Source organism: Methylotenera sp. E1MeOHC1, from assembly GCF_058745595.1.
In genome coordinates this window covers 112,072-131,874 of record NZ_CP196025.1, presented here as the reverse complement: position 1 = coordinate 131,874, position 19,803 = coordinate 112,072, and the positions used below count along the sequence as shown (strand labels likewise).

Here is a 19,803-nt window from a genome sequence, read left to right as displayed (position 1 = left end):
AAGACTGGCAACATGGCATATTACAACCCTGAACCGAAATACGAACACGGCGACCAACTAAAAGTAGGGATTCTATTGGCGAATCTTGGCACGCCAGACGCACCCACAGCGCAGGCATTGCGCCCTTATCTACGCCAGTTTTTAAGCGACCGTCGTATCGTGGAAATTCCGCGCCTAGTTTGGTGGTTTATTTTAAACTGCATTATTCTAGCCATCAGACCCAAAAAATCCGCTGAGAAATACGCAAGTGTCTGGACCAGTGACGGCTCACCCTTGCTGGTACATGCAAAAAAACAAACACTGCTGTTACGTGGCTTTTTAGCACAAAAAATCAAGTCACCGTTTACCGTGGAATTAGGGATGAGCTACGGCAACCCATCCATGGAAAGCGCCATACAAAAACTAAAAGCACAGCACTGTGACCGCATACTGGTATTTCCGCTTTACCCGCAGTACGCAGCAAGCAGCACCGCCAGTGCACTAGATGCAGTTTGGCGGGTACTGCTTAAAACACGCAATATGCCAGCGATCCGCACCATCAAGCACTACCATGACCATCCGGCTTATATTGAAGCGTTGGCGCAAAGTGTACGTGAACACTGGCGCATCAATGGGAAGCCCAATAAATTAGTCATGAGCTTTCATGGCGTGCCTAAGTTTCATTTACTCAAAGGCGACATGTACCACTGTGAATGCCACAAAACCGCAAGACTGCTAGCAAATGCATTAGGCCTCAATCAAGATGAGTATGCCATCGCATTTCAGTCAAGATTTGGTAAGCAAGAGTGGTTAAAACCATACTTAGCTAATTTATTAGAATCTTTAGGCAAAGCCAAGGTCAATCGTATTGATGTTATCTGCCCCGGCTTTTCCAGTGATTGCTTAGAAACGCTGGAAGAAATCGCCATGGAAGGCAAGCATATATTCCAAAGCAACGGTGGTGGCGAATACCATTACATCCCAGCCCTCAACGAAAATGAGGCGTGGATACACGCCATGACCACAATTGCATTGGAAAACCTGCACGGCTGGGTGAGTGCCGATTGGGATGCAGACACGGCTAAAAAAGAGGCAGAAATGACAAAATTAAGGGCGCAAGGTTTAGCCAACAATTAATAAGCGTTATACTGAACGCTTTACAACTTCAAAAACGCTGCTTATTTTTGTGGCGTAATAATGATTTAGGTACTGAGCAATGATTGTAATTACTGGCGGCGCTGGCATGATAGGCTCTATCATCGCATGGCATCTAAATACCAAACTTCAACGTGATGACTTAGTCATCGTAGACCGCATCACGCACGAAGAACAATGGCAAAATCTGGCGCATCGCCAATATGCGCATTATCTTGATAAAGACCAGCTTATGTCGTGGCTGGAAGGCCGCATGGATATTGAAGCCGTTATTCACATGGGCGCGATTAGCGCCACTACCGAACGCGACTTTAACAAACTGGTCGAGGCAAACATCCAGTACTCCCAAAACTTATGGACATGGTGTGCCAACCACCAAGTACCATTTTTCTATGCAAGCTCTGCCGCTACCTATGGTGATGGCAACTTGGGCTATGACGATGCAAGCATAGACAACCTGAGGCCACTCAATGGTTACGGTTACTCCAAGCACTTTTTCGACCAGTGGGCATTGCGCCAAGTAAGCAAAAACTTACCAACACCACCGTCATGGGCTGGTTTTAAGTTCTTTAATGTGTATGGGCCCAATGAATACCATAAAGAGCGTATGGCGAGCGTGGCGTTTCATACCTTTAACCAATTCAGTGCAACTGGCACCATGAAGCTATTTAAAGGCACCAAGGCTGGGGTTGAAGACGGCATGCAGATGCGCGATTTTGTCTATGTCAAAGATGCTGCCGCGGTAGTGAATCACTTTGTGACTTCCGCCTTATCTAAAAAAGGTGTGCCGAATGGTATTTATAACATCGGCACAGGCCACGCAAGAAGCTTTAAAGATTTAGCTACCAGCGTGATGCAAGGTATGCAGCGTGAGCCGCACATTACCTATGTGGATATGCCTCAAGATTTACAGGGTAAATATCAATACTTTACCGAGGCAGCGATGCATAAACTAGCAAGCACCGGCTACACCCAGCCCTTCCACAGCCTTGAGGATGGTGTGCGCGACTACGTACAGAACTACTTAATGCAAGAGGATAAATACTGCTAATGAAGTATGTTAACTACCTAAAAGATGAACATGCAGCCCACATGGCAATGTTTAATGCCCTAGAGCCACTGTTTCCACTGATTAGCGATGTAGGTATTGCCATGCAAAACACCATTAAAAATGGTGGAAAAATTTTACTGATGGGCAATGGTGGTAGCGCCGCCGATAGCCAGCACATTGCAGCCGAAATTGTGGGCAGATTTAAAAAAGAGCGCAAAGGCATGCCGGCAATCGCGTTAACAACAGATACCTCCATCCTCACCTCTGTCGGTAACGACTACGGCTATCACTATATCTTTGCAAGGCAAATTGAAGCATTATGCCGCCCAGAAGACCTTGTCATCGGGCTGACCACTAGCGGCAATAGCGCAAACGTAGTGAGCGCCATTGAGGCTGCCAACGCAATTGGCGCCACAACGGTAGGCTTAACCGGTGGCACAGGCGGTAAGTTGAATGAGCTATGCACTTACAATATAGTGATTCCATCCAGCGTAACCGCACGAATCCAAGAAGCGCATATTTTTGTCGGGCATTCACTCTGCGAAATTTTAGAGTCTGCTTAAAGCGATGGATTGAGACTAGTGCGCTCAATCCGCGTCGGCAACACATCAAATGCCGACTTTCGTCGGCATGACGAAATGCATATCATATTCTTAGATGTATAATCTCCTCCACCATGACTCAGCAAAAACTTCTAGATACAGTTAAACATTTTGGCAACTTCACTGAACACGCACTCGTGATTGGCGATGTCATGCTTGACCGCTATTTAATGGGCGAAGTGAATCGCATCTCTCCAGAGGCTCCCGTGCCTGTTGTGTTAATCAAATCACAACAAGACAGAGCTGGCGGTGCAGCCAATGTTGCGGCAAATCTATCCCTGCTAGGCATCAATACACGTGTGATTGGCTGTGTAGGCAGCGATATCGAAGCCGACATACTACTTAACTTAATGACAGCAACCAATATCAATGTTGAGCATGTGATTCGCTCCAAACAACGCCCAACCGTAGCCAAAACACGTATTCTGGGCGGGCATCAGCAAATGATGCGGCTAGACCAGGAAGACAATACAACCTTCAGTGCAGAAGAAAACACGCAGCTATTAAACGCAATCAATGCAGAAATTGCACGCAAACCTGCCGTGGTCATTTTATCGGACTACGCAAAAGGCCTACTAAGTACAGATATCTGCCAGCAGGTGATCGCGCAATGTCATGCGCAGGGCATCACCGTACTGGTTGACCCTAAAGGTCATGATTACTCTAAATACCGAGGTGCGACCGCACTCACCCCTAACAAAAAAGAAACGGCAGAAGCTTGCGGCACATCTATCCATGATGCCAGCTTAATTGAAAAAGCCACAGCGCTAAAAAACGCGCTAAACCTAGCGTTCTTGGTGGTTACACGCGGCGAAGAAGGCATCTCGCTAATTGATGACAGCAGCCACTTATTACCAGCTACAGCAAAACAAGTGTTTGACGTATCTGGCGCGGGCGATACAGTAATTGCCACACTAGCTGCCGGCTTAATCCACGAGCTCAGCCCATTAGAAGCATTGCAGCTTGCTAACATTGCAGCAGGTGTGGTGGTTGGTAAAGTAGGTACAGTACCGATTAACCGCGATGAGTTAATTGAGGCACTAGCCAGTGAGCAATCTTCAGAGCAGGCGCATAAAGTATGTGATTTAGCTCACCTGATGCAAAAAGTTGAGGCTTGGAAAAAAACCGCGCAAAAAATTGTATTCACTAACGGTTGTTTTGATTTACTGCATGCCGGCCATGTGACTTATTTAGAAGCTGCAAAAAAACGTGGGGACAAACTGATTTTAGGTTTAAATACCGACCGCTCTGTCAGTGCACTTAAAGGGCCAACCCGCCCAGTAGTGCATGAAAATGATCGCGCACGCGTGCTTGCCGCACTGGAATCTGTAGACGCTGTTATTTTGTTTGATGAAGATACCCCGCTGAATCTAATTAACGCGGTGAAACCTGATGTAATTGCCAAGGGTAGTGACTATAAGGCCGACCAAGTAGTGGGTGGCAAAGAGGTCGAGTCATGGGGCGGTGAAATTGCCTTAATTGATTTAGTTGCTGGACGCAGCACCAGCAACATCATCAAAAAACTTGAGAGTTAATACTGTACTAAAATGTCAGCTGAAAAAATCTTGATTCTCGGCCCATCTTGGGTGGGCGACATGGTGCTGGCACACAGCCTATTCCAAACGCTTAAAGCCCAACGCCCCAATGCCATCATTGATGTGGCAGCACCAGCATGGACACTACCGTTAATCGCGCGTATGCCTGAAATTAACCAAGGCATTGCATTGCCGTTCAAACATGGTCAGTTAGCATTACTGGACCGTATAAAATTTGGACTATCCCTTAAAAAACAAGGTTACACGCAGTCAATCACTCTGGTTAACTCCCTGAAGTCGGCAATTTTACCTTTGGCTGCAGGGGTTCCGCAGCGCACCGGTTTTTTGGGCGAATGCCGCTACGGTTTACTCAATGATATCCGCTCATTAGATAAAACCAAGCTACCGCGCACCGTGGATAGATTTGTTGCTTTAGGTGCAGATAAAAATCAAGCACAGATACAGAACAACGCTAGCATCCCTAACCCGCGCCTGATTGCCGACAGCAACAATGCGCTGCAAGCCTTGTCCAAGCTAGGACAGGATGCTCCCACTACAAAGGTATTAGGGCTATGCCCAGGTGCAGAATACGGCGAAGCCAAGCGCTGGCCAGCTGAATATTATGCAGAAGTCGCCAATGCGGCATTAAGCCATGGTTGGCAGGTATGGCTGTTTGGCTCAGATAAAGACCTGCCTGTGACGCAAGAAATCAATCGGCTTGCAAACAACCGCTGTCTGGATTTGGGTGGTAAAACAAAATTAGGTGACGCCATTGATTTAATGTCACTTTGCGACACGGTCATCAGCAATGACTCAGGTTTAATGCACGTTGCTGCAGCGCTTGATAAAAAAGTGATTGCGATTTATGGCTCCAGTGACCCACACCACACACCGCCTATGCATCCTGAAGCAGTCGTTGCATATTTGGGATTAAGCTGCAGCCCATGTTTTAAGCGCCTGTGCCCGTTAACTGAGCCGAATGCGCACCTTGCATGCTTAAAACGGCTAACACCGCAATCCATTATTCATGATATTAAGTTTTTAGCGTAGCCAGATGCAAAAGATTACAGCTTACATTCAACAATTAAGTGATAAAAAATTCATTTTATTAATGTCGTTCTTAGCGGTCATCACGGCTTGGCGCATCCTGTATATTCAACATGGCTGGATTAACGTAGACTCTTTGCTCTATTTTGAGTCTGCCAGATTATTTGCCATTGGTGAGTTTAAACAAGGGGTTGCAGTATTTAACTGGCCGTTGTACTCACTACTGATTAGCGCAGTGCATCGCATCACAGGGCTAAGTATCTATACCTCGGCGCAAGTGCTGGATGTTGTATTTTTTGCAATTAGCACTTTTAGCTTCAGCTATCTGATTAAACTGGCTGGCGGTAATAAACTAACCATCGCTTGCGGTGTATTTCTGCTATTAAGCACACCGTATATCGTTGGCGATGTGTTGCCGATGCTATTACGCGACCAAGGTTTCTGGGCAGCTTTCTTAACCAGCCTAGTATTTTTTGTGCAGTATTATCGTACGCAAAAAATCAGTGATGCCTTGCTCTGGCAGGTATCAACAATTGTTGCCATGCTGTTCAGAATTGAAGGCATTACTTTCCTAATCGGCCTACCGTTCATTTTATGGCTACGCCATGACCTAAGTTTCAAACCAAAACTTAACCAATTTTTGTTGATTAACAGCCTATCCATACTAGCGGCGCTATGTATGTTAGCAATGTTACTGTTCTCGCCGGCAGTCAGCCTTAGTGACTTTGGTCGCATCAAAGAGGTTATTTCTCTGGCATCAGATGTTTCTCATGCATTTAACGCCAAAGCAGCGATGATGGGCAATGTGCTTGGTGGGTATTTTGAAGACTATGGGCTCATGGCTTTAATCGCTGGCCTACTCAGTATTTTGCTATTAAAAATTGCCAGTATCATTAGCTGGCCAGTGATTGCACTTTATGCAATCAATCGCAATACATCCAATCGCACGCAACAAGACTCTCCAGCACTCCCGCTACAAGTAGATACACGTATTATTTTTTATGGTGTGGTTGCGATTACCATCATCAACGCCAGCGCTAGCATGGCTAGAGTGTTTGTATTGTCCAATCGATATATTGTCACCATAGGGTTTATCGCACTTATTTTTGCGGCGTTTTGCCTAGCATCACTTATTACCAAGCTGCGTACCAACACATTTAATAGGCCATGGCAGAAGTGGCTCACCATCGCGTTAATCGTTATTTTTAGCGCATCCTATATCAAGAACACCCTGCCTAAAAAAGCAGGTTACACTTTTGAGAAAGACGCGGTTGCTTATATAAAGCAACAAAATATTACGAACGATAGAATATTCTTTGTGACCGACAAAACTGTTTTTTATGCAGGTGCCAGCTTTAATGGCCGCCACTCAGACCACTGGCAACTTACACTGGATGCAATCAAAGACGGCTCTATCTATCATTATGATTACTTGATGCTTTATGCTGAAGCGGGTGAAAACACCGCTGAGCAACAAAAGGTAATCCGTGAGCAATTAAGTCAGTACCGATTAGAAAAAGAGTTTTACGGCGTTAATCAAAAAAAGAAAATTATGCTTTTTGTTAAGCAGTAACAGGCCTTCAAGTCCATGAACAAGCTCACATCTATTTTTCGTCGTTTGCGATTAGGTGCAAAATTCAAACATCAGTATAGCTGCCACCCTGATTTTGATATTAAACGCAATACAGACCGTTGCACCATTATCTGGAAAGGCAAAGCAATTGTTGATATTCCATTTGCACATACCTTAAGCCGTCAATATACGGGCGCGTGTTTTACCGTTGCTACAGGCCCGTCTCTAGCGGAGACTGATCTCAATAAACTCGCTGCTTTTGAGACAATTAGCCTAAACTGTGCCATTAAAAAATTTAAAGATGCTGACTTAATACCAACGCACTGCATCATTGTGGATCGCCGAGTATTTGAAAATCAATGGGCATGCGTTAGAGACTCCATCCTATCTGGCGCAAACTGCTTTTTTTCATACGTGGGCTTATCTAGAATTTGTGAGAGAGAGCCAGAACTACTCCAGCACGGTAATATTTTCCTCATCGAATCTATCTCCAGAAAGTTTGGTGTGCCTCGTATCAGCAAAACTGATTTGCTGAAAGAGGCCGCAAACGATACTGAAATATTTTTAGATGCAAAGTTTTCAGAGCTATGCAGAGCGGTTGGCTTTAGTGCCAATCTGAAAAAAGGCCTATTTTCTGGAAAAACAGTCGCCACTTGGGCAACGCAGTTAGCACCGGCATTAGGCTATCAGCAGAACTTTATTATCGGCATGGATTTAGGCGGCACCGGTAAAAAGCATTTTTATGCTGACGGCAACCATGCGCCACCTGACTTTATGCGCGACTACGAACCGTATATACGCGTTTGCTTTGAACAAGCCAAGCGTGCAAGCACTGCTATTGGATTTGAGGTTTATAATCTGTCAAAAGATAGTACACTACCGCATGAGATTATTCCGAAAATTAGTATGCAACAAGCACTAGAGTTGGCTACAGTACATCATCAAAAATAACTATTAAATTGCACCAGCACACAATATGAAAATTATCATTCCGCTACAAACCTGCTCTACACGTATTCCGTTAAAAAATATTCGCCCTTTTTATAACGACGATTCTTTGTTCGATATTAAGGCAAAGCAGATTTTAGAGTTTGAATCAGCAGACAATGTCTATGTGTCTTCAGAGGATGAAGAAAAAGTGCGCCCGTTATGCGAAAAATACGGCTTTCACTTTATGCTGAGAGACCCGTCTTTAACCGGCAATAAAATCTATCAACCAGACTTGGTTAAAGCACTTACCGAGCCATTGCCGGGCGATGATGACATTATGTGGATACAAGTCACATCACCGCTATTTAATCAGTTTAAAGAGGCACTGGCAGAGTGGAAAAAGGTACGCGATGATTATGACTCATTAGTGGCAGTCAAACCGTTTAAAGGCCATTTACTCGACGACAAAGGCAACCCAGTCAACTATAGCTTTGGCTACTGGCATAAGGTATCGCAAGATTTACCTAAGCTTTACTCAGTACTGTGGAGCTTGTTTATCTTAAAACGCGCTACGGTTAATCGTTTTAATTACCACATAGGCGTCAATCCTTACCTATTTGCTTCGGACAATATGGTCGTTGATATTGATTACCATGAGGACTTTGAGCTTGCGCGCCATATCTATACTAAGATTCATGGCAATAACGACTAACAGCCATTAGCCGCACTAGTCAACAAGCTAACAAGCCACCTCAAGAAGCTGAATATGAACTTACCTTTTTTTAAATACATTTGCTGTATTAATCTAGACTCTCGCCCTGACCGCTGGGAAGCCATGCAAGCCCAGTTTAGCAAAGTGAACATCGTGGATGCACAAAGGTTTTCTGCGGTGTCATTTGAAAAACTGCAAGACAACCCGCCGCCAGCAAGCTTTAAGGCCAAGATTATGGCCGCATTGCAGCGTAAAAATGAAGCGCAAAATGCCGAGCATCAAATTAAAGCCATGTGGGGCTGCTTATCCAGCCATGTAGCTGTGATTAAGCATGCAAAAGCCCAAAACTGGCCATATGTACTGATCTTGGAAGATGACTGTGAGTTTGAGCCTTACACCAATACCGTAATGCAACGCGTTATGCAGCAGGTAGGTGACCTGGATTGGGATATGCTTTACTTAGGTGGCAATCAAAAGAAATATGGCCTACGTCAGCGTAAAAGCAAAAACTTAGTCGCCGTGACCGGCATCACTTTGACCCATGCTTACATGGTAAGAGCCAGCGTATACGACAAAATCATCGATGAAGCCCCACAGGCCAGCATGACTATTGATGACTTCTATGCCAAACAACTACAGAACCATGTAAAAACTTTGCTGGTAGAACCACCAGTAGCCTACCAGGCACCTGATGAAGTCAGCGACATTAGCCAAATGGCCAGAAGAAAAAAATACAACTGGAAGAGCCTGCTCAGGCGCAGCAAACGTTGGCTAGCAAATATTAGATATGGCGCACAGGCCAGCTAGTTTCTATAGAGCTTAAAATTAAAATGAAGATACTGTTAGTCGGCGGCGCAGGTTATATTGGCTCGCACATGCTAAAAATGCTGCTGGCTGAAGGCCACCAAGTCGTTACTTTTGACAACCTTTCCAGTGGCCATCGTGATGCGGTACTCGGCGGTGAGTTTATACAAGGTGACCTAGCCGACACGGTAGCCTTAGACCAAGTATTTAGCCAACACCAGCCAGAAGCAGTAATGCATTTTGCCTCCTACATTCAAGTGGGTGAGTCAGTTAAGCGGCCTGACATTTACTACCAGAACAACGTCGCTAATACGCTTAACCTGCTCAACGTAATGCTGAAGTATGATGTCAAAAAATTCATTTTTTCATCCACCGCAGCAATCTTTGGCGAGCCTAATGCTGTACCCATAGACGAGCTACACCCTAAGCAACCTGTTAACCCTTATGGCAAGTCCAAATGGATCATAGAGCAGGTATTAGCTGACTATGACTTGGCTTTTGGCTTAAAGTCGATCTGCCTGCGTTACTTCAATGCAGCAGGTGCAGACCCAGAAGGCCAGCTTGGCGAGCGCCATGACCCTGAAACGCATCTCATCCCGCTGTTACTGCAGGTAGCCTCAGGCCGTAAACCTGATATACATGTATTTGGTCGGGACTATGATACGGAAGATGGCACTTGCATTCGAGATTACATACACGTGATAGATTTATGCAAAGCGCATTTGCTTGCCTTACAATACTTAGACAAACAACAGCAAAGCAATCAGTTTAATCTAGGCAATGGTAAAGGCTTTTCGGTGCAGGAGGTTATTAACACCGTACAGCAGGTCACTGGGAAGCCTATCCACATCATCAACAGCGCACGCCGTGATGGTGACCCTGCACGCCTGATTGCTGACGCTACACGTGCACAACATGAGCTAGGGTGGAATCCTAGCCTTTCTAGCCTAGAAACAATAGTGCAGCACGCATGGCATTGGGAACAAAAAATTACTGGCACATATCCTTGATTGCATCTAACACTAGAATTTGATGTTCTGCGCAAAAGCTTTTCCAGTCTTTCACCTCGGTCCAGCCACTGAGAAACACAAAATCCAAGCCGGCACGTGTTGCTGCTTCATAATCATATTTACTATCACCGATAAATAATGCGGGTAATTGTAAATTACCCTTTTCTTTTTCGCGCGCGAGTACTGTATCTTTATTATCCGGGCTGCCAAACAAGCCACCATCAAAATACTTGGCTAGATCACGCTTAGCAAATAAAGTACGTATCTCCTGCTGGTCGCCGCCTGACAATATCATCCAGTTAGCTTGCGGTGAGACTGCACGTAACTCGGGCAAACCCTCAGCCACAGCGCACTCCATCAACACCACTTCAAGCTCACGTGCAAACCCATCTAACAATACCTGCACCGCCTCTTGTGTGGCAGGCTGGTGCAGCACCTCACGCAAGTACCAGTCAAACTTGTGATAGCGCGAAATACCACCTAGCCTCACATGGTAATCAACCAGCGCCTGCGCTTGCGCATCGGTTGCTCCTAAGCTTTTAGCGGTGCGGAAATAGGCCTCAGTTTTCACCAAGTTGGAGTCAAGCACGACACCATCACAATCAAATACGATGGATTTATATTTTTTAATATCTAGCTGCACACTTTAAGTCCCAATAAAAAAGGGCTTTGCACTAAAACTTAGTACAAAGCCCGATGATAGCTTGCTGATATTAAACTTGAGTGAAACTCACTCACCAGCTCACAGCATTCAGTTAAGCGGCTTTAATTGCACTCGCTTCTTTAGCCAATTTAGTAATATGCGCCCAATCGCCGCGTGCTACTGCATCAGCTGGTGTTAACCATGTACCGCCGCAAACTACTACGTTAGGCAGAGCCAAGAACTGTGGTGCGCTTTCAACTGTTACGCCGCCAGTAGGGCAGAATTTCACATCGCCAAATGGACCAGCAAAACCTTTTAAGAGGTTGATGCCACCCACAGCAACCGCTGGGAATAGTTTTAAGAAGTAGTAGTCATCAGCATTTGCCATCATGATTTCTGAGCCAGTAGAAACGCCTGGCAACAACGGCAAACCAATTTTGCGTGCGTATTGACCTAATTCACTGGTATAGCCTGGGCTAACTGCAAACTGACAGCCAGCATCTTTAGAAGCTTGCGCATCTTTAAGGTTACGTACTGTACCTGAACCTAAAATTGCATCTGGTACGTGTTTAGCAATTTGTTCCATACCTGCTAGTGCACATGATGTACGCAATGTTACTTCCAACACCTTGATACCACCTTCAAGTAGCGCTTCTGCCATTGGCACAGCATCTTCTACTCGGTTAATCACAATCACTGGAATCACTGGACCGTGATTAGCTAAATCTAATGTACTCATTTTTTCTACCTATTTAATAAATTTATGTTTTTTCGGTTTAAAAACCGGTTAAAGCAAAATATCTAGGGTGCGTAATCTAACCGTTTCAAAATTAATTTGGGCAAGGCACTTGAGCGCAGACAGTACGAACAGTACGGCAAGCGAAAGTAACGTCGCATAATTATATTTTCAAACGGTTATAGCCAAGTTACTGCGCCTTCTTCTGCGGATAATACATTCTTACGCATACCTCCAAACAACTCACGGCCAAAACCATGCGAATTGCTATGGCGCTTGCTATCAGAAAGCTCGGCAACTTCACGCTCTGCCCACTCATCTTCATCCACCAACACGTTTACCATGCCTACCGTTGCATTTAAGCGAATAATGTCACCATCACGCACTTTAGCCAATGGACCACCCGCTGAAGCTTCTGGGCTTAAATGGATAGCAGCAGGGATCTTCCCTGATGCGCCACTCATACGACCATCGGTCACAATCGCAACTTTAAAGCCTTTGTTTTGCAACACAGCCATTGGCGGTGTTAGTTTATGCAACTCTGGCATACCGTTGGCTTTAGGGCCTTGGAAACGCACCACAGCTACAAAGTCTTTTTCTAACTCACCACGGTCAAATGCAGCCAGTAATTCTTCTTGTGCATCAAACACAATCGCTGGCGCTTCAATAATGTGACGGTCTTCAGGTACTGCTGAAATTTTAATCACGCTACGGCCCAAGTTACCTTTAAGCAAACGTAGACCACCGGACTCGTTGAACGGGAATGCCGCTGTACGCACAATGGTTTCATCACTGCTCTCTTTTGGCAGATCTTTCCAAACCACTTTATTGTCTTCTTTGACTGGTAGTTTGCCGTATTCGCGTAAACCACCGTGTGCAATGGTTAATACATCTGGGAACATATAACCAGCATCAATCAACTCACGAATCACAAATGCAGGACCGCCAGCAGATTGGAATTCATTCACGTCAGCTTTACCGTTAGGGTAAACACTTGCCAACAATGGGGTTGTTTTAGCTAAATGGTAGAAATCTGTCCAGTCAATGATAATGCCTGCTGCACGTGCAATCGCTACCCAGTGGATCAAGTGGTTGGTTGAACCGCCTGTCGCCAGCAAGGCAACCATGGCGTTCACAATGACATGCTCATCCACTAAGCGACCAATCGGCGTGAAGTTCTTACTTTTAATGCTGTTCAATACCATTTTCACAGATTCACGCGTTAATAACTCGCGTAAGCCTTCGTGCGGATGCACAAATGCAGCACCTGGTACATGTAAGCCCATGGCTTCCATCAGCATTTGGTTGCTGTTCGCAGTACCGTAGAACGTACAGGTACCAGCACCGTGGTATGCGGCAGACTCAGAAGCGAGCAGCTCTTCGCGCCCTACTTTGCCTTGCGCATATTGCTCACGCACTTTTGATTTAGTGGTGTTATCAATACCGGTGCTCATTGGGCCAGCCGGTACAAACACACATGGCAAATGCCCAAACTGTAAAGCACCAATCAACAGACCAGGCACGATTTTATCGCACACACCTAACAGTAATGCTGCATCAAACACATCATGTGAAAGTGCAATCGCTGTACCCATGGCAATGGTATCGCGGCTAAACAGTGAAAGCTCCATACCTGGTTCGCCTTGGGTAATGCCATCACACATCGCAGGCACACCACCCGCTACTTGAACGGTTGCACCGTATTTATGCGCTTCATCACGAATGATTTCTGGATAGTTCACATAAGGCTGATGCGCTGAAAGCATTTCATTGTATGCGGTCACAATACCAATATTAGGCGCTTTTTCTACAACAACACGTAACTTATCATTAGCCGGCATCGCAGCAAAGGCATGCGCAACATTAGCGCAACCCAATCTGTCGGCACCGCGTGGTCGATTGACAATATCATCTAAACGATTCAAATAGGCAGCGCGCGTTGGGCGGCTTTTCTCAATAATACGTTCAGTAACTTCTATATGGGACTGTTTCATAATTTTAGACACTCTACTCAGATAACTGACTTAACTAGCGGAACTTAATAATAAAAATGACTTACTAAGTAAAGACGAACCTCAACCCCGATTATCGCTAAAGTAAGGCTTATCGTCAAACAAAAGCCGCTAATTTAGCGGCCTGTTTGATATGAATTTACACTTACTTGATTGATATCAAATCATTTTTTTGTGACCAAAACATCTTCCATCATCAAATATTCTAGGTCACAGCCATAAAACATATTCAAGGCATCAGTCGGTGAACAAATCATGGGTTCGCCTCGGCGATTCAACGATGTATTCAACACCACAGGTACTCCTCGCAACTGCTCCAGATGCTCAATTAGCTCGTAATAGCGCGGGTTGGTTTCACGCGTAACGACTTGTGCACGCGCGGTGCCATCCTCATGCACCACTTCTGGAATACGTGACTTCCAATGCTCTGCAACATCAAACGTAAATGTCATGTAAGGCGCAGGATGCTCAGTTTGCAAAATATCAGGCGCAACACGATCCAACATACTTGGACAAAATGGACGCCAGCGCTCACGGTATTTGATTTGCGCATTGATACGATCCGCTACGCCAGGGTAACTAGGGTCACCTAAAATGCTACGACAACCCAACGAGCGCGGGCCAAACTCCATGCGGCCTTGCAGCCATGCCAGCGGATTACCGCTCGCCAACAACTCGGCAGCTTTTTGCGGTGCATTTTCTACACGCGTGAAAATTGGCTTTTCCGGATGCGCTTCACAGGCAGCAACACACTCTTCTGAGGTGTACGCAGGGCCTAAATACGCATGCTCCATTTTTTGAATAGAGTCACCCGCCAAGTGTGCAGCATAAGTCGCAGCGCCTAATGAGGTGCCATTATCGCCAGATGCAGGCTGTACAAACAACTCTTTTACGTGAGGCATTGCAATAATGCGTTGGTTCAATTTCACGTTCAGTGCTACACCGCCCGCCATTGCAATACGGCCGGTTTCCTTGATGATGTCACCAAGGTAATAATCAATCATTTTCAGCGCAACGTCTTCTAACAGCGCCTGCACAGAAGCCGCATAGTGAATATAAGGGTCATCAATTTCATCGCCATGACGCTTAGGGCCCAACCATTCAATCAGCTCGGGCGTAAAGTAGTAACCCTTGCCATTTTCTTTGTAGCGACGTAAGCCGACCACATTCACTAGCTCGGTATTCACACGTAAGTCACCGTTCTCAAACGTGACTAACTTAGATAAATCATACTTACTTGCATCGCCATACGGCGCCATGCCCATGACTTTAAACTCGCCATCCAGCATCTCAAAACCAAGATACTCGGTAATCGCACCGTACATGCCACCTAACGAATCAGGATCATAAAACTCTTTGATTTTATGAATTTTCCCGTTTTCACCATAGCCAAAGAATGTGGTCGCGTACTCACCTTTGCCATCAATACCTACGATCGCCGTTTTTTCTTTAAAGCCGCTCAGGTGGTAGGCACTGGAGGCATGCGCCAAGTGATGCTCAACCGGCACGAATTTAGCATTGCTTAACCCTAAATCAGCCATGAGTTTTAAAGATTTATCACGGTTACGGCGGAAACGACGGTTACCGTTAAAAATAGCATCCAATGCACGGTCAGGTGCATACCAGTGACGCTTAGCGTAGTGCCAGCGTGCGTTGGTGCTCAACGGAATTTCCGCATAGGGGAAAGCGACAACATCCACATCTTCCGCCTTGATACCAGCCTGCTTCAAGCAGAACTTGGCAGCTTCATATGGAAATTGATTTTTAGCGTGTTTATCTCTGATAAAACGCTCTTCTTCAGCTGCAGCAACAATTTTGCCATCGACTAATATAGCAGCCGAGGCATCGTGACCTAAAGCACCAGATAAACCTAATACAATCATGCGATTACTTTCAAATTATGTTCTTACGCAAATACCGTTTTTATGACCAATACAATTATTGCTATTTTACTGGCTTAAGCTATTTTTGCACGAATTAAAATATCATCTTGTTCAGATAAGCCATGTGCGCCGTACTTTTTAACAAAAGCCTCTTTCAATAAAGCCTGCATTTCCGCATCATCAGCCCAGTTTTTCATCAGCCGTTTTAAATCTTTTATATGCTGCAGCTTGAACCATGATGCGGCCAGCCTATGCATTGAGTATGCCTGCATACTGTCCAAATCAATGAGCATCGGAGCGCCATCCACAATTTTAATATTAGTGGCTTTGCAGTCCCCATGTGCAATCTTCAGTAAATACATTTTATAAAACAGCGCTGCCAGATTTTGCGCCACGGCTTTTTTATCATGCAAACGCTCAGTTTGGGAAAAATACTGCAACGCGTCTGGCGCCTCAACATAGGCACTCACAAAGTAAGCACGGCGCCTAAAGCATCCCCACCGCTCTTCTATTAAAGCAATTGGTTCGGGGGTTAATATGCCAGAAATCATTAACCGATACGCATTCGCCCACGACTTAGCCGCCCTTGTCGTACGCAATGCCCGACTTAAACCATGCCAAAAGTTTTTTATGTTGTAACGCTTAATGACCACGTCAGCGCGTGCCAACTTGGCTTTGGCAACAGTGCAAGTATTGCCATTTTTGAAGTTGGCATTTTGATCCAGCAATGCGCTATCCAATGCCGGTACGGCAAAATCTTCAGCATTAAATGCACTGGCAACAGCGATAAAAGACCTAAAGCTTTTCACTACTTTAACGTCAGTACAGGTTCTAAATACCTTTTTATCCGCATAACCGCTTGCAACCTGGCGGCGCACCTGCTGCGTCAACTGCCAAATTTCGACCTCATCTCGTGGTGAACTGTGCTTACCTAAGCGCTCGCAGTATAGACGGTATAACTCAGGGATGCTGTGGTCATCCAGCGCATCCATTTTAGAGAATAGCGTTGCCAGATTATGCTTTTGCTTACCTGACGCAAATAAACGTGGCAACCTGCGAATGCCATCACCATCCAAGGTGAATATCTTCGCATTTTGCTCATCAACCGAGCCATCTATTTGCAGTAAAAAGTTCTTCAGATACAAGTCTGTTTGCACCAGTCCCGCTTGGTGGTGCGCGGCAACTTCAAGCACTAACTTCTTGGCTAACTGGATGCGCGCAGATGCATCTAACGCCAATTCATTCCAACAAACTTCTGCATTTTTTGCTGACGTAATCGCCTGCAATATCAACACATGCTGCTGACTATCAGACGACAAACCAACGAACAATATCGGCGGTGTAGCTATATCAGCATATAGTAGCAACTCTATGCCTTGCTTATCACGCGCCAGATACTTGGCAGCGCCTTGGCCAAAAAAGAGTTTGGCATAGACTAATTGCCCACACCATAGCCCCTGACACACCAAGCGCTTGGCAGGCACAACACGCACAACATCCAAAACCTCCAACACGGCGCCATCGGCAAGTGTGATTGAAGGATTATTGATGCCAAATTGTTTTAACTTTAAAGCAGTTGCGGTTGTATTCATTAAAAATTAATACGCTAAGGCTTAATTACTTGAACAAACCGAGCAAGCTGTTTTTGATGCTGAGCAACTTTTGTTTAAAGGACTGCTGCTCATGGGCTTTAAACAGTTTTTTTGCGCGTTTCTCTCGTTTTTTTGCGAGCTTTTTAACGTCAGCTTTCACTTGCTCACTATCATTTGGCCTGGCCACGTACAGAGTATGTCTGGACTCTCCAGAATCATTGCCAATCGGGACGGCAGTATAGTAATAAAGCGCGATTGACCTGCGGCTAACGCCATCAGGCAGAGTCAACGGGTCTGGATGCCCATGAAAGCTGTCTTCATCTGTATTAAAAATCACGCAGCGGTTAAATATAGGGGCGACACTTTTCACCATAGACTTCATGTCTCTATCCCACAGTTCCAGCATACCGCCGTATGAGTCTTGCCAATCTTTATTGAGATAAATCAGCAGATTTACACGTCTTAAGGTTTGTAGCGACTCATTCACTCTAAAGTCGGCATGAATACCAAGCAAGCCGCCGTTGCTAGTCTCATGCAAACCGCCTCCAGAAAAATAAGGGTCTGGCAGCAAACCGCGAATATTGGTCACGCCTTCTAAAAACTGGAGCATTGGTGCCGAGTTGAAAAATGCAAACGCATTACGCATGTAAATATCGCAATCGTAAGGCAGTATCTGGCGCTTATGTGTACCACCATAACCTTTTTGATAGGTCTTATCGTGTGCTTTAGCATCCTCTGGGAAATGCGCTAACAATTGCTCCGCCATCTCGGCTGGCAGGAAGTTATCAATCACGATATGTGGGTACGGCTCTGCAAAGGCGTACTCGCCCATTAAATCTTCGCCTATCGAGCGCGATACCGCATGATCCAGCACAAAGCCATCATCAGTTTCAATTGGTAACAGTGATTTCACATCGCTCATCATTAACTCTCAAACTTTTTCAAAATTGATTTTTTTCTTTTCACGCGACGATTCATATCGCTATAAAGCGCTCGCAACCCAACCGTGCCAGCTTCAATATGATCCAAAAACTTAAACAACTTCATCGGTGACACAACTTTCAGTTTGTATCCGTCCTGCTTCAATTTATCTTGCAATGCATAACCCGGAATGCGATTTTCCATTAAAAATACGTAGCCCTGCTGCTTCATCAACTTAACATTCCACAAGGCAAAAAAGCTTTTCAAATATGCCTCAACATAAGGCTTAGGCTGCCTTGCATTCAAGCCCAAAAACAATCTAAATCTTCTTGTGTAATGCTTACAGAATCTTGAACTAATGCGCCATGCAGTACGTAAATATCCGCGATTCAATTGCTCCAGGCAACCGACTGCCGCGACTTTTTCATCAGCCAGACAAAACTTCAGCGCCCATTCAAAAACGCTGGCGTCATACACAAAAGTGTCCGTATGCATTAAAAACAAATAATCTGATTTGATTTGCTGCAAAATCAGATCTAAACCCCTGCCATGCGCAACAAAGCCCTCTTCATGCTCAGTGGGCGCTCTTTCAATCAAATGAATCCAATCCAGCGTGCGCAAGTACTCAACACTCTCATCTTGCGAATGATTGTCCACCACCCAAACATCCACGCTATTCGGGTCAAGGTCAGCGCTATCCAAATGCTTTTTTAACAACTCCAGGCAAATCTTAGTGAGTTCTAAAGTCTTGTAGTTAACAAGAGCGATGCTGAATTTAGGCAAAGGATGAGTAGGGGTAATGTTCAATTTAATTCCATGAATAGAATAGGTTTAATCTTATCTTCTTGAGCGCTTAATAATCAATCGACACAATACTTTGCTCAAAAAATTCAGTTTTTCAATATGCATATAGTGCTTGAAAAAAGCCAGCCTTTGCGTGAGTCGCCACCCCTCGGCATGGCGGTTTAATGCTGCCAAATCAAAGAAAGCTCGAAAAAAGAACCAGCGGCTGACTCTTGCCTTTTCCAAATCAATCAAGGCAATTTCTGGAGCGCCTTCTGCATTTTTAACAAAAATATGCTTAGGATACAAGGCTCTATGTACCAAGCCAAAGTCGTGAAAACGCCGAATCTCCTCAGCTACTTTTCGTATCAACACCATTTGCTGTTGGCGGCCAACTTTGGCACGAAAATCATCAGACAAAACATCCAGCGGTTGATATTCAGTTAATGCCTCAGTCATTAACACCGCACGCTGATTTTCACCGGTGCCGCGCTCTGCATAAAAAGCCACTTTAGGCGCATGAAAATGATGCGCCTCTAAAAACTGCAGCCATGCAAATTCTCGCCTAAAGGTTGGCTCACCGTTTAAAGGGTGTAATAAGGTTTTGCGGCCATGATTTTGCTGTTTTTTTACAAATAAGAATAGTGGCGTAGCACTGTCATTCTCAAGCGCGATGCGCCCCACGCCACTCCAGCCACCACGGCGCTGATTTGGTTCTTCAAACCATTGAATTTCAAAATCCCAAACTGCATCAAAGCTATTAAGCTGATGGCGCTTTAAAATGGGAGCATGCCGAGTTGAAGAAAATGGCGAAGTAAATGATGTTGTCATGAAT

Annotated in this window: 18 protein-coding genes; 10 read left to right on the top strand and 8 right to left on the bottom strand. The window is 45.1% G+C overall.

All coding sequences use genetic code 11. The features are described 5' to 3' along the window. Positions 1-12 precede the first annotated feature (12 nt). The 10 genes from hemH to galE all read left to right on the top strand — a co-directional run bounded on the left by hemH (position 13) and on the right by galE (position 10,398). Entirely contained in the window at positions 13-1,116 is a 1,104-nt protein-coding gene (gene hemH, locus ACSSU7_RS00565; RefSeq protein ID WP_492516818.1) for a ferrochelatase, read from the top strand. Positions 1,117-1,195: 79 nt separating this feature from the next. Further along, positions 1,196-2,185, top strand: coding sequence for an ADP-glyceromanno-heptose 6-epimerase (rfaD, locus tag ACSSU7_RS00560; protein ID WP_492516817.1), 990 nt, complete (start codon positions 1,196-1,198; stop codon positions 2,183-2,185). Next, the gene (locus ACSSU7_RS00555) at positions 2,185-2,748 is read left to right on the top strand and encodes an SIS domain-containing protein (RefSeq protein ID WP_492516816.1); all 564 of its coding nucleotides are present in this window, start codon (positions 2,185-2,187) and stop codon (positions 2,746-2,748) included. Before rfaD ends, ACSSU7_RS00555 begins: the two co-directional genes overlap by 1 nt. Before the next feature lie 113 nt (positions 2,749-2,861). Beyond that, positions 2,862-4,322, top strand: a complete 1,461-nt coding sequence (gene hldE / locus ACSSU7_RS00550; protein WP_492516815.1) for a bifunctional D-glycero-beta-D-manno-heptose-7-phosphate kinase/D-glycero-beta-D-manno-heptose 1-phosphate adenylyltransferase HldE — start codon at positions 2,862-2,864, stop codon at positions 4,320-4,322. Between the two features lie 12 nt (positions 4,323-4,334). Then, positions 4,335-5,372, top strand: coding sequence for a lipopolysaccharide heptosyltransferase II (gene waaF / locus ACSSU7_RS00545; protein WP_492516814.1), 1,038 nt, complete (start codon positions 4,335-4,337; stop codon positions 5,370-5,372). 4 nt (positions 5,373-5,376) lie between these two features. Then, positions 5,377-6,942 carry a hypothetical protein gene (locus ACSSU7_RS00540; RefSeq protein ID WP_492516813.1) on the top strand — a complete coding sequence of 522 codons (1,566 nt, stop codon included), beginning with the start codon at positions 5,377-5,379 and terminating at the stop codon, positions 6,940-6,942. A 15-nt stretch (positions 6,943-6,957) separates the two neighbouring features. Continuing rightward, positions 6,958-7,893, top strand: coding sequence for a WaaZ-like lipopolysaccharide core biosynthesis protein (locus tag ACSSU7_RS00535; protein ID WP_492516812.1), 936 nt, complete (start codon positions 6,958-6,960; stop codon positions 7,891-7,893). Between the two features lie 25 nt (positions 7,894-7,918). Continuing rightward, entirely contained in the window at positions 7,919-8,584 is a 666-nt protein-coding gene (locus ACSSU7_RS00530) for a cytidylyltransferase domain-containing protein (protein ID WP_492516811.1), read from the top strand. Between the two features lie 54 nt (positions 8,585-8,638). Next, on the top strand, positions 8,639-9,391 hold the full coding sequence (locus ACSSU7_RS00525) for a glycosyltransferase family 25 protein (protein ID WP_492516810.1): 753 nt from the start codon (positions 8,639-8,641) through the stop codon (positions 9,389-9,391). Positions 9,392-9,414: 23 nt separating this feature from the next. Continuing rightward, the gene (gene galE / locus ACSSU7_RS00520; RefSeq protein ID WP_492516809.1) at positions 9,415-10,398 is read left to right on the top strand and encodes a UDP-glucose 4-epimerase GalE; all 984 of its coding nucleotides are present in this window, start codon (positions 9,415-9,417) and stop codon (positions 10,396-10,398) included. On the opposite strand, the gene ACSSU7_RS00515 is transcribed toward galE, so the two are convergent. The 8 genes from ACSSU7_RS00515 to ACSSU7_RS00480 form a co-directional block, all read right to left on the bottom strand. Continuing rightward, positions 10,379-11,041, bottom strand: a complete 663-nt coding sequence (locus ACSSU7_RS00515; protein WP_492516808.1) for an HAD family hydrolase — start codon at positions 11,039-11,041, stop codon at positions 10,379-10,381. The two genes, galE and ACSSU7_RS00515, sit on opposite strands and share 20 nt — an antisense overlap. Before the next feature lie 112 nt (positions 11,042-11,153). Next, complete coding sequence (gene eda / locus ACSSU7_RS00510) at positions 11,154-11,780, bottom strand: bifunctional 4-hydroxy-2-oxoglutarate aldolase/2-dehydro-3-deoxy-phosphogluconate aldolase (protein WP_015832665.1); 627 nt, start codon at positions 11,778-11,780, stop codon at positions 11,154-11,156. A 176-nt stretch (positions 11,781-11,956) separates the two neighbouring features. Beyond that, positions 11,957-13,771: a phosphogluconate dehydratase gene (edd, locus tag ACSSU7_RS00505; RefSeq protein WP_492516807.1), complete on the bottom strand. Its 1,815-nt coding sequence runs from the start codon at positions 13,769-13,771 to the stop codon at positions 11,957-11,959. A 182-nt stretch (positions 13,772-13,953) separates the two neighbouring features. Continuing rightward, entirely contained in the window at positions 13,954-15,672 is a 1,719-nt protein-coding gene (locus ACSSU7_RS00500; RefSeq protein WP_492516806.1) for a carbamoyltransferase family protein, read from the bottom strand. Positions 15,673-15,746: 74 nt separating this feature from the next. Next, a complete protein-coding gene (locus ACSSU7_RS00495) occupies positions 15,747-17,264 on the bottom strand; it encodes a lipopolysaccharide kinase InaA family protein (RefSeq protein WP_492516805.1) in 1,518 nt (505 codons plus the stop codon). A 25-nt stretch (positions 17,265-17,289) separates the two neighbouring features. After that, a complete protein-coding gene (locus tag ACSSU7_RS00490) occupies positions 17,290-18,189 on the bottom strand; it encodes a 2OG-Fe(II) oxygenase (protein ID WP_492516804.1) in 900 nt (299 codons plus the stop codon). Next, positions 18,189-18,992, bottom strand: a complete 804-nt coding sequence (locus ACSSU7_RS00485) for a glycosyltransferase (RefSeq protein WP_492516803.1) — start codon at positions 18,990-18,992, stop codon at positions 18,189-18,191. The genes ACSSU7_RS00490 and ACSSU7_RS00485 overlap by 1 nt, the downstream gene beginning before the upstream one ends. 30 nt (positions 18,993-19,022) lie before the next feature. Then, positions 19,023-19,799 carry a lipopolysaccharide kinase InaA family protein gene (locus tag ACSSU7_RS00480; protein WP_492516802.1) on the bottom strand — a complete coding sequence of 259 codons (777 nt, stop codon included), beginning with the start codon at positions 19,797-19,799 and terminating at the stop codon, positions 19,023-19,025. Between the last annotated feature and the right edge of the window lie 4 nt (positions 19,800-19,803).

Bases quoted from the DNA above. Each gene is read 5' to 3' on its own strand.
- edd (WP_492516807.1), bottom strand. From the start codon at position 13,771: ATGAAACAGTCCCATATAGAAGTTACTGAACGTATTATTGAGAAAAGC.
- ACSSU7_RS00535 (WP_492516812.1), top strand. From the start codon at position 6,958: ATGAACAAGCTCACATCTATTTTTCGTCGTTTGCGATTAGGTGCAAAA.
- rfaD (WP_492516817.1), top strand. From the start codon at position 1,196: ATGATTGTAATTACTGGCGGCGCTGGCATGATAGGCTCTATCATCGCA.
- ACSSU7_RS00525 (WP_492516810.1), top strand. From the start codon at position 8,639: ATGAACTTACCTTTTTTTAAATACATTTGCTGTATTAATCTAGACTCT.
- hemH (WP_492516818.1), top strand. From the start codon at position 13: ATGGCATATTACAACCCTGAACCGAAATACGAACACGGCGACCAACTA.
- ACSSU7_RS00540 (WP_492516813.1), top strand. From the start codon at position 5,377: ATGCAAAAGATTACAGCTTACATTCAACAATTAAGTGATAAAAAATTC.
- waaF (WP_492516814.1), top strand. From the start codon at position 4,335: ATGTCAGCTGAAAAAATCTTGATTCTCGGCCCATCTTGGGTGGGCGAC.
- eda (WP_015832665.1), bottom strand. From the start codon at position 11,780: ATGAGTACATTAGATTTAGCTAATCACGGTCCAGTGATTCCAGTGATT.
- ACSSU7_RS00480 (WP_492516802.1), bottom strand. From the start codon at position 19,799: ATGACAACATCATTTACTTCGCCATTTTCTTCAACTCGGCATGCTCCC.
- ACSSU7_RS00495 (WP_492516805.1), bottom strand. From the start codon at position 17,264: ATGAATACAACCGCAACTGCTTTAAAGTTAAAACAATTTGGCATCAAT.
- ACSSU7_RS00500 (WP_492516806.1), bottom strand. From the start codon at position 15,672: ATGATTGTATTAGGTTTATCTGGTGCTTTAGGTCACGATGCCTCGGCT.
- ACSSU7_RS00530 (WP_492516811.1), top strand. From the start codon at position 7,919: ATGAAAATTATCATTCCGCTACAAACCTGCTCTACACGTATTCCGTTA.
- ACSSU7_RS00490 (WP_492516804.1), bottom strand. From the start codon at position 18,189: ATGATGAGCGATGTGAAATCACTGTTACCAATTGAAACTGATGATGGC.
- ACSSU7_RS00555 (WP_492516816.1), top strand. From the start codon at position 2,185: ATGAAGTATGTTAACTACCTAAAAGATGAACATGCAGCCCACATGGCA.
- galE (WP_492516809.1), top strand. From the start codon at position 9,415: ATGAAGATACTGTTAGTCGGCGGCGCAGGTTATATTGGCTCGCACATG.
- hldE (WP_492516815.1), top strand. From the start codon at position 2,862: ATGACTCAGCAAAAACTTCTAGATACAGTTAAACATTTTGGCAACTTC.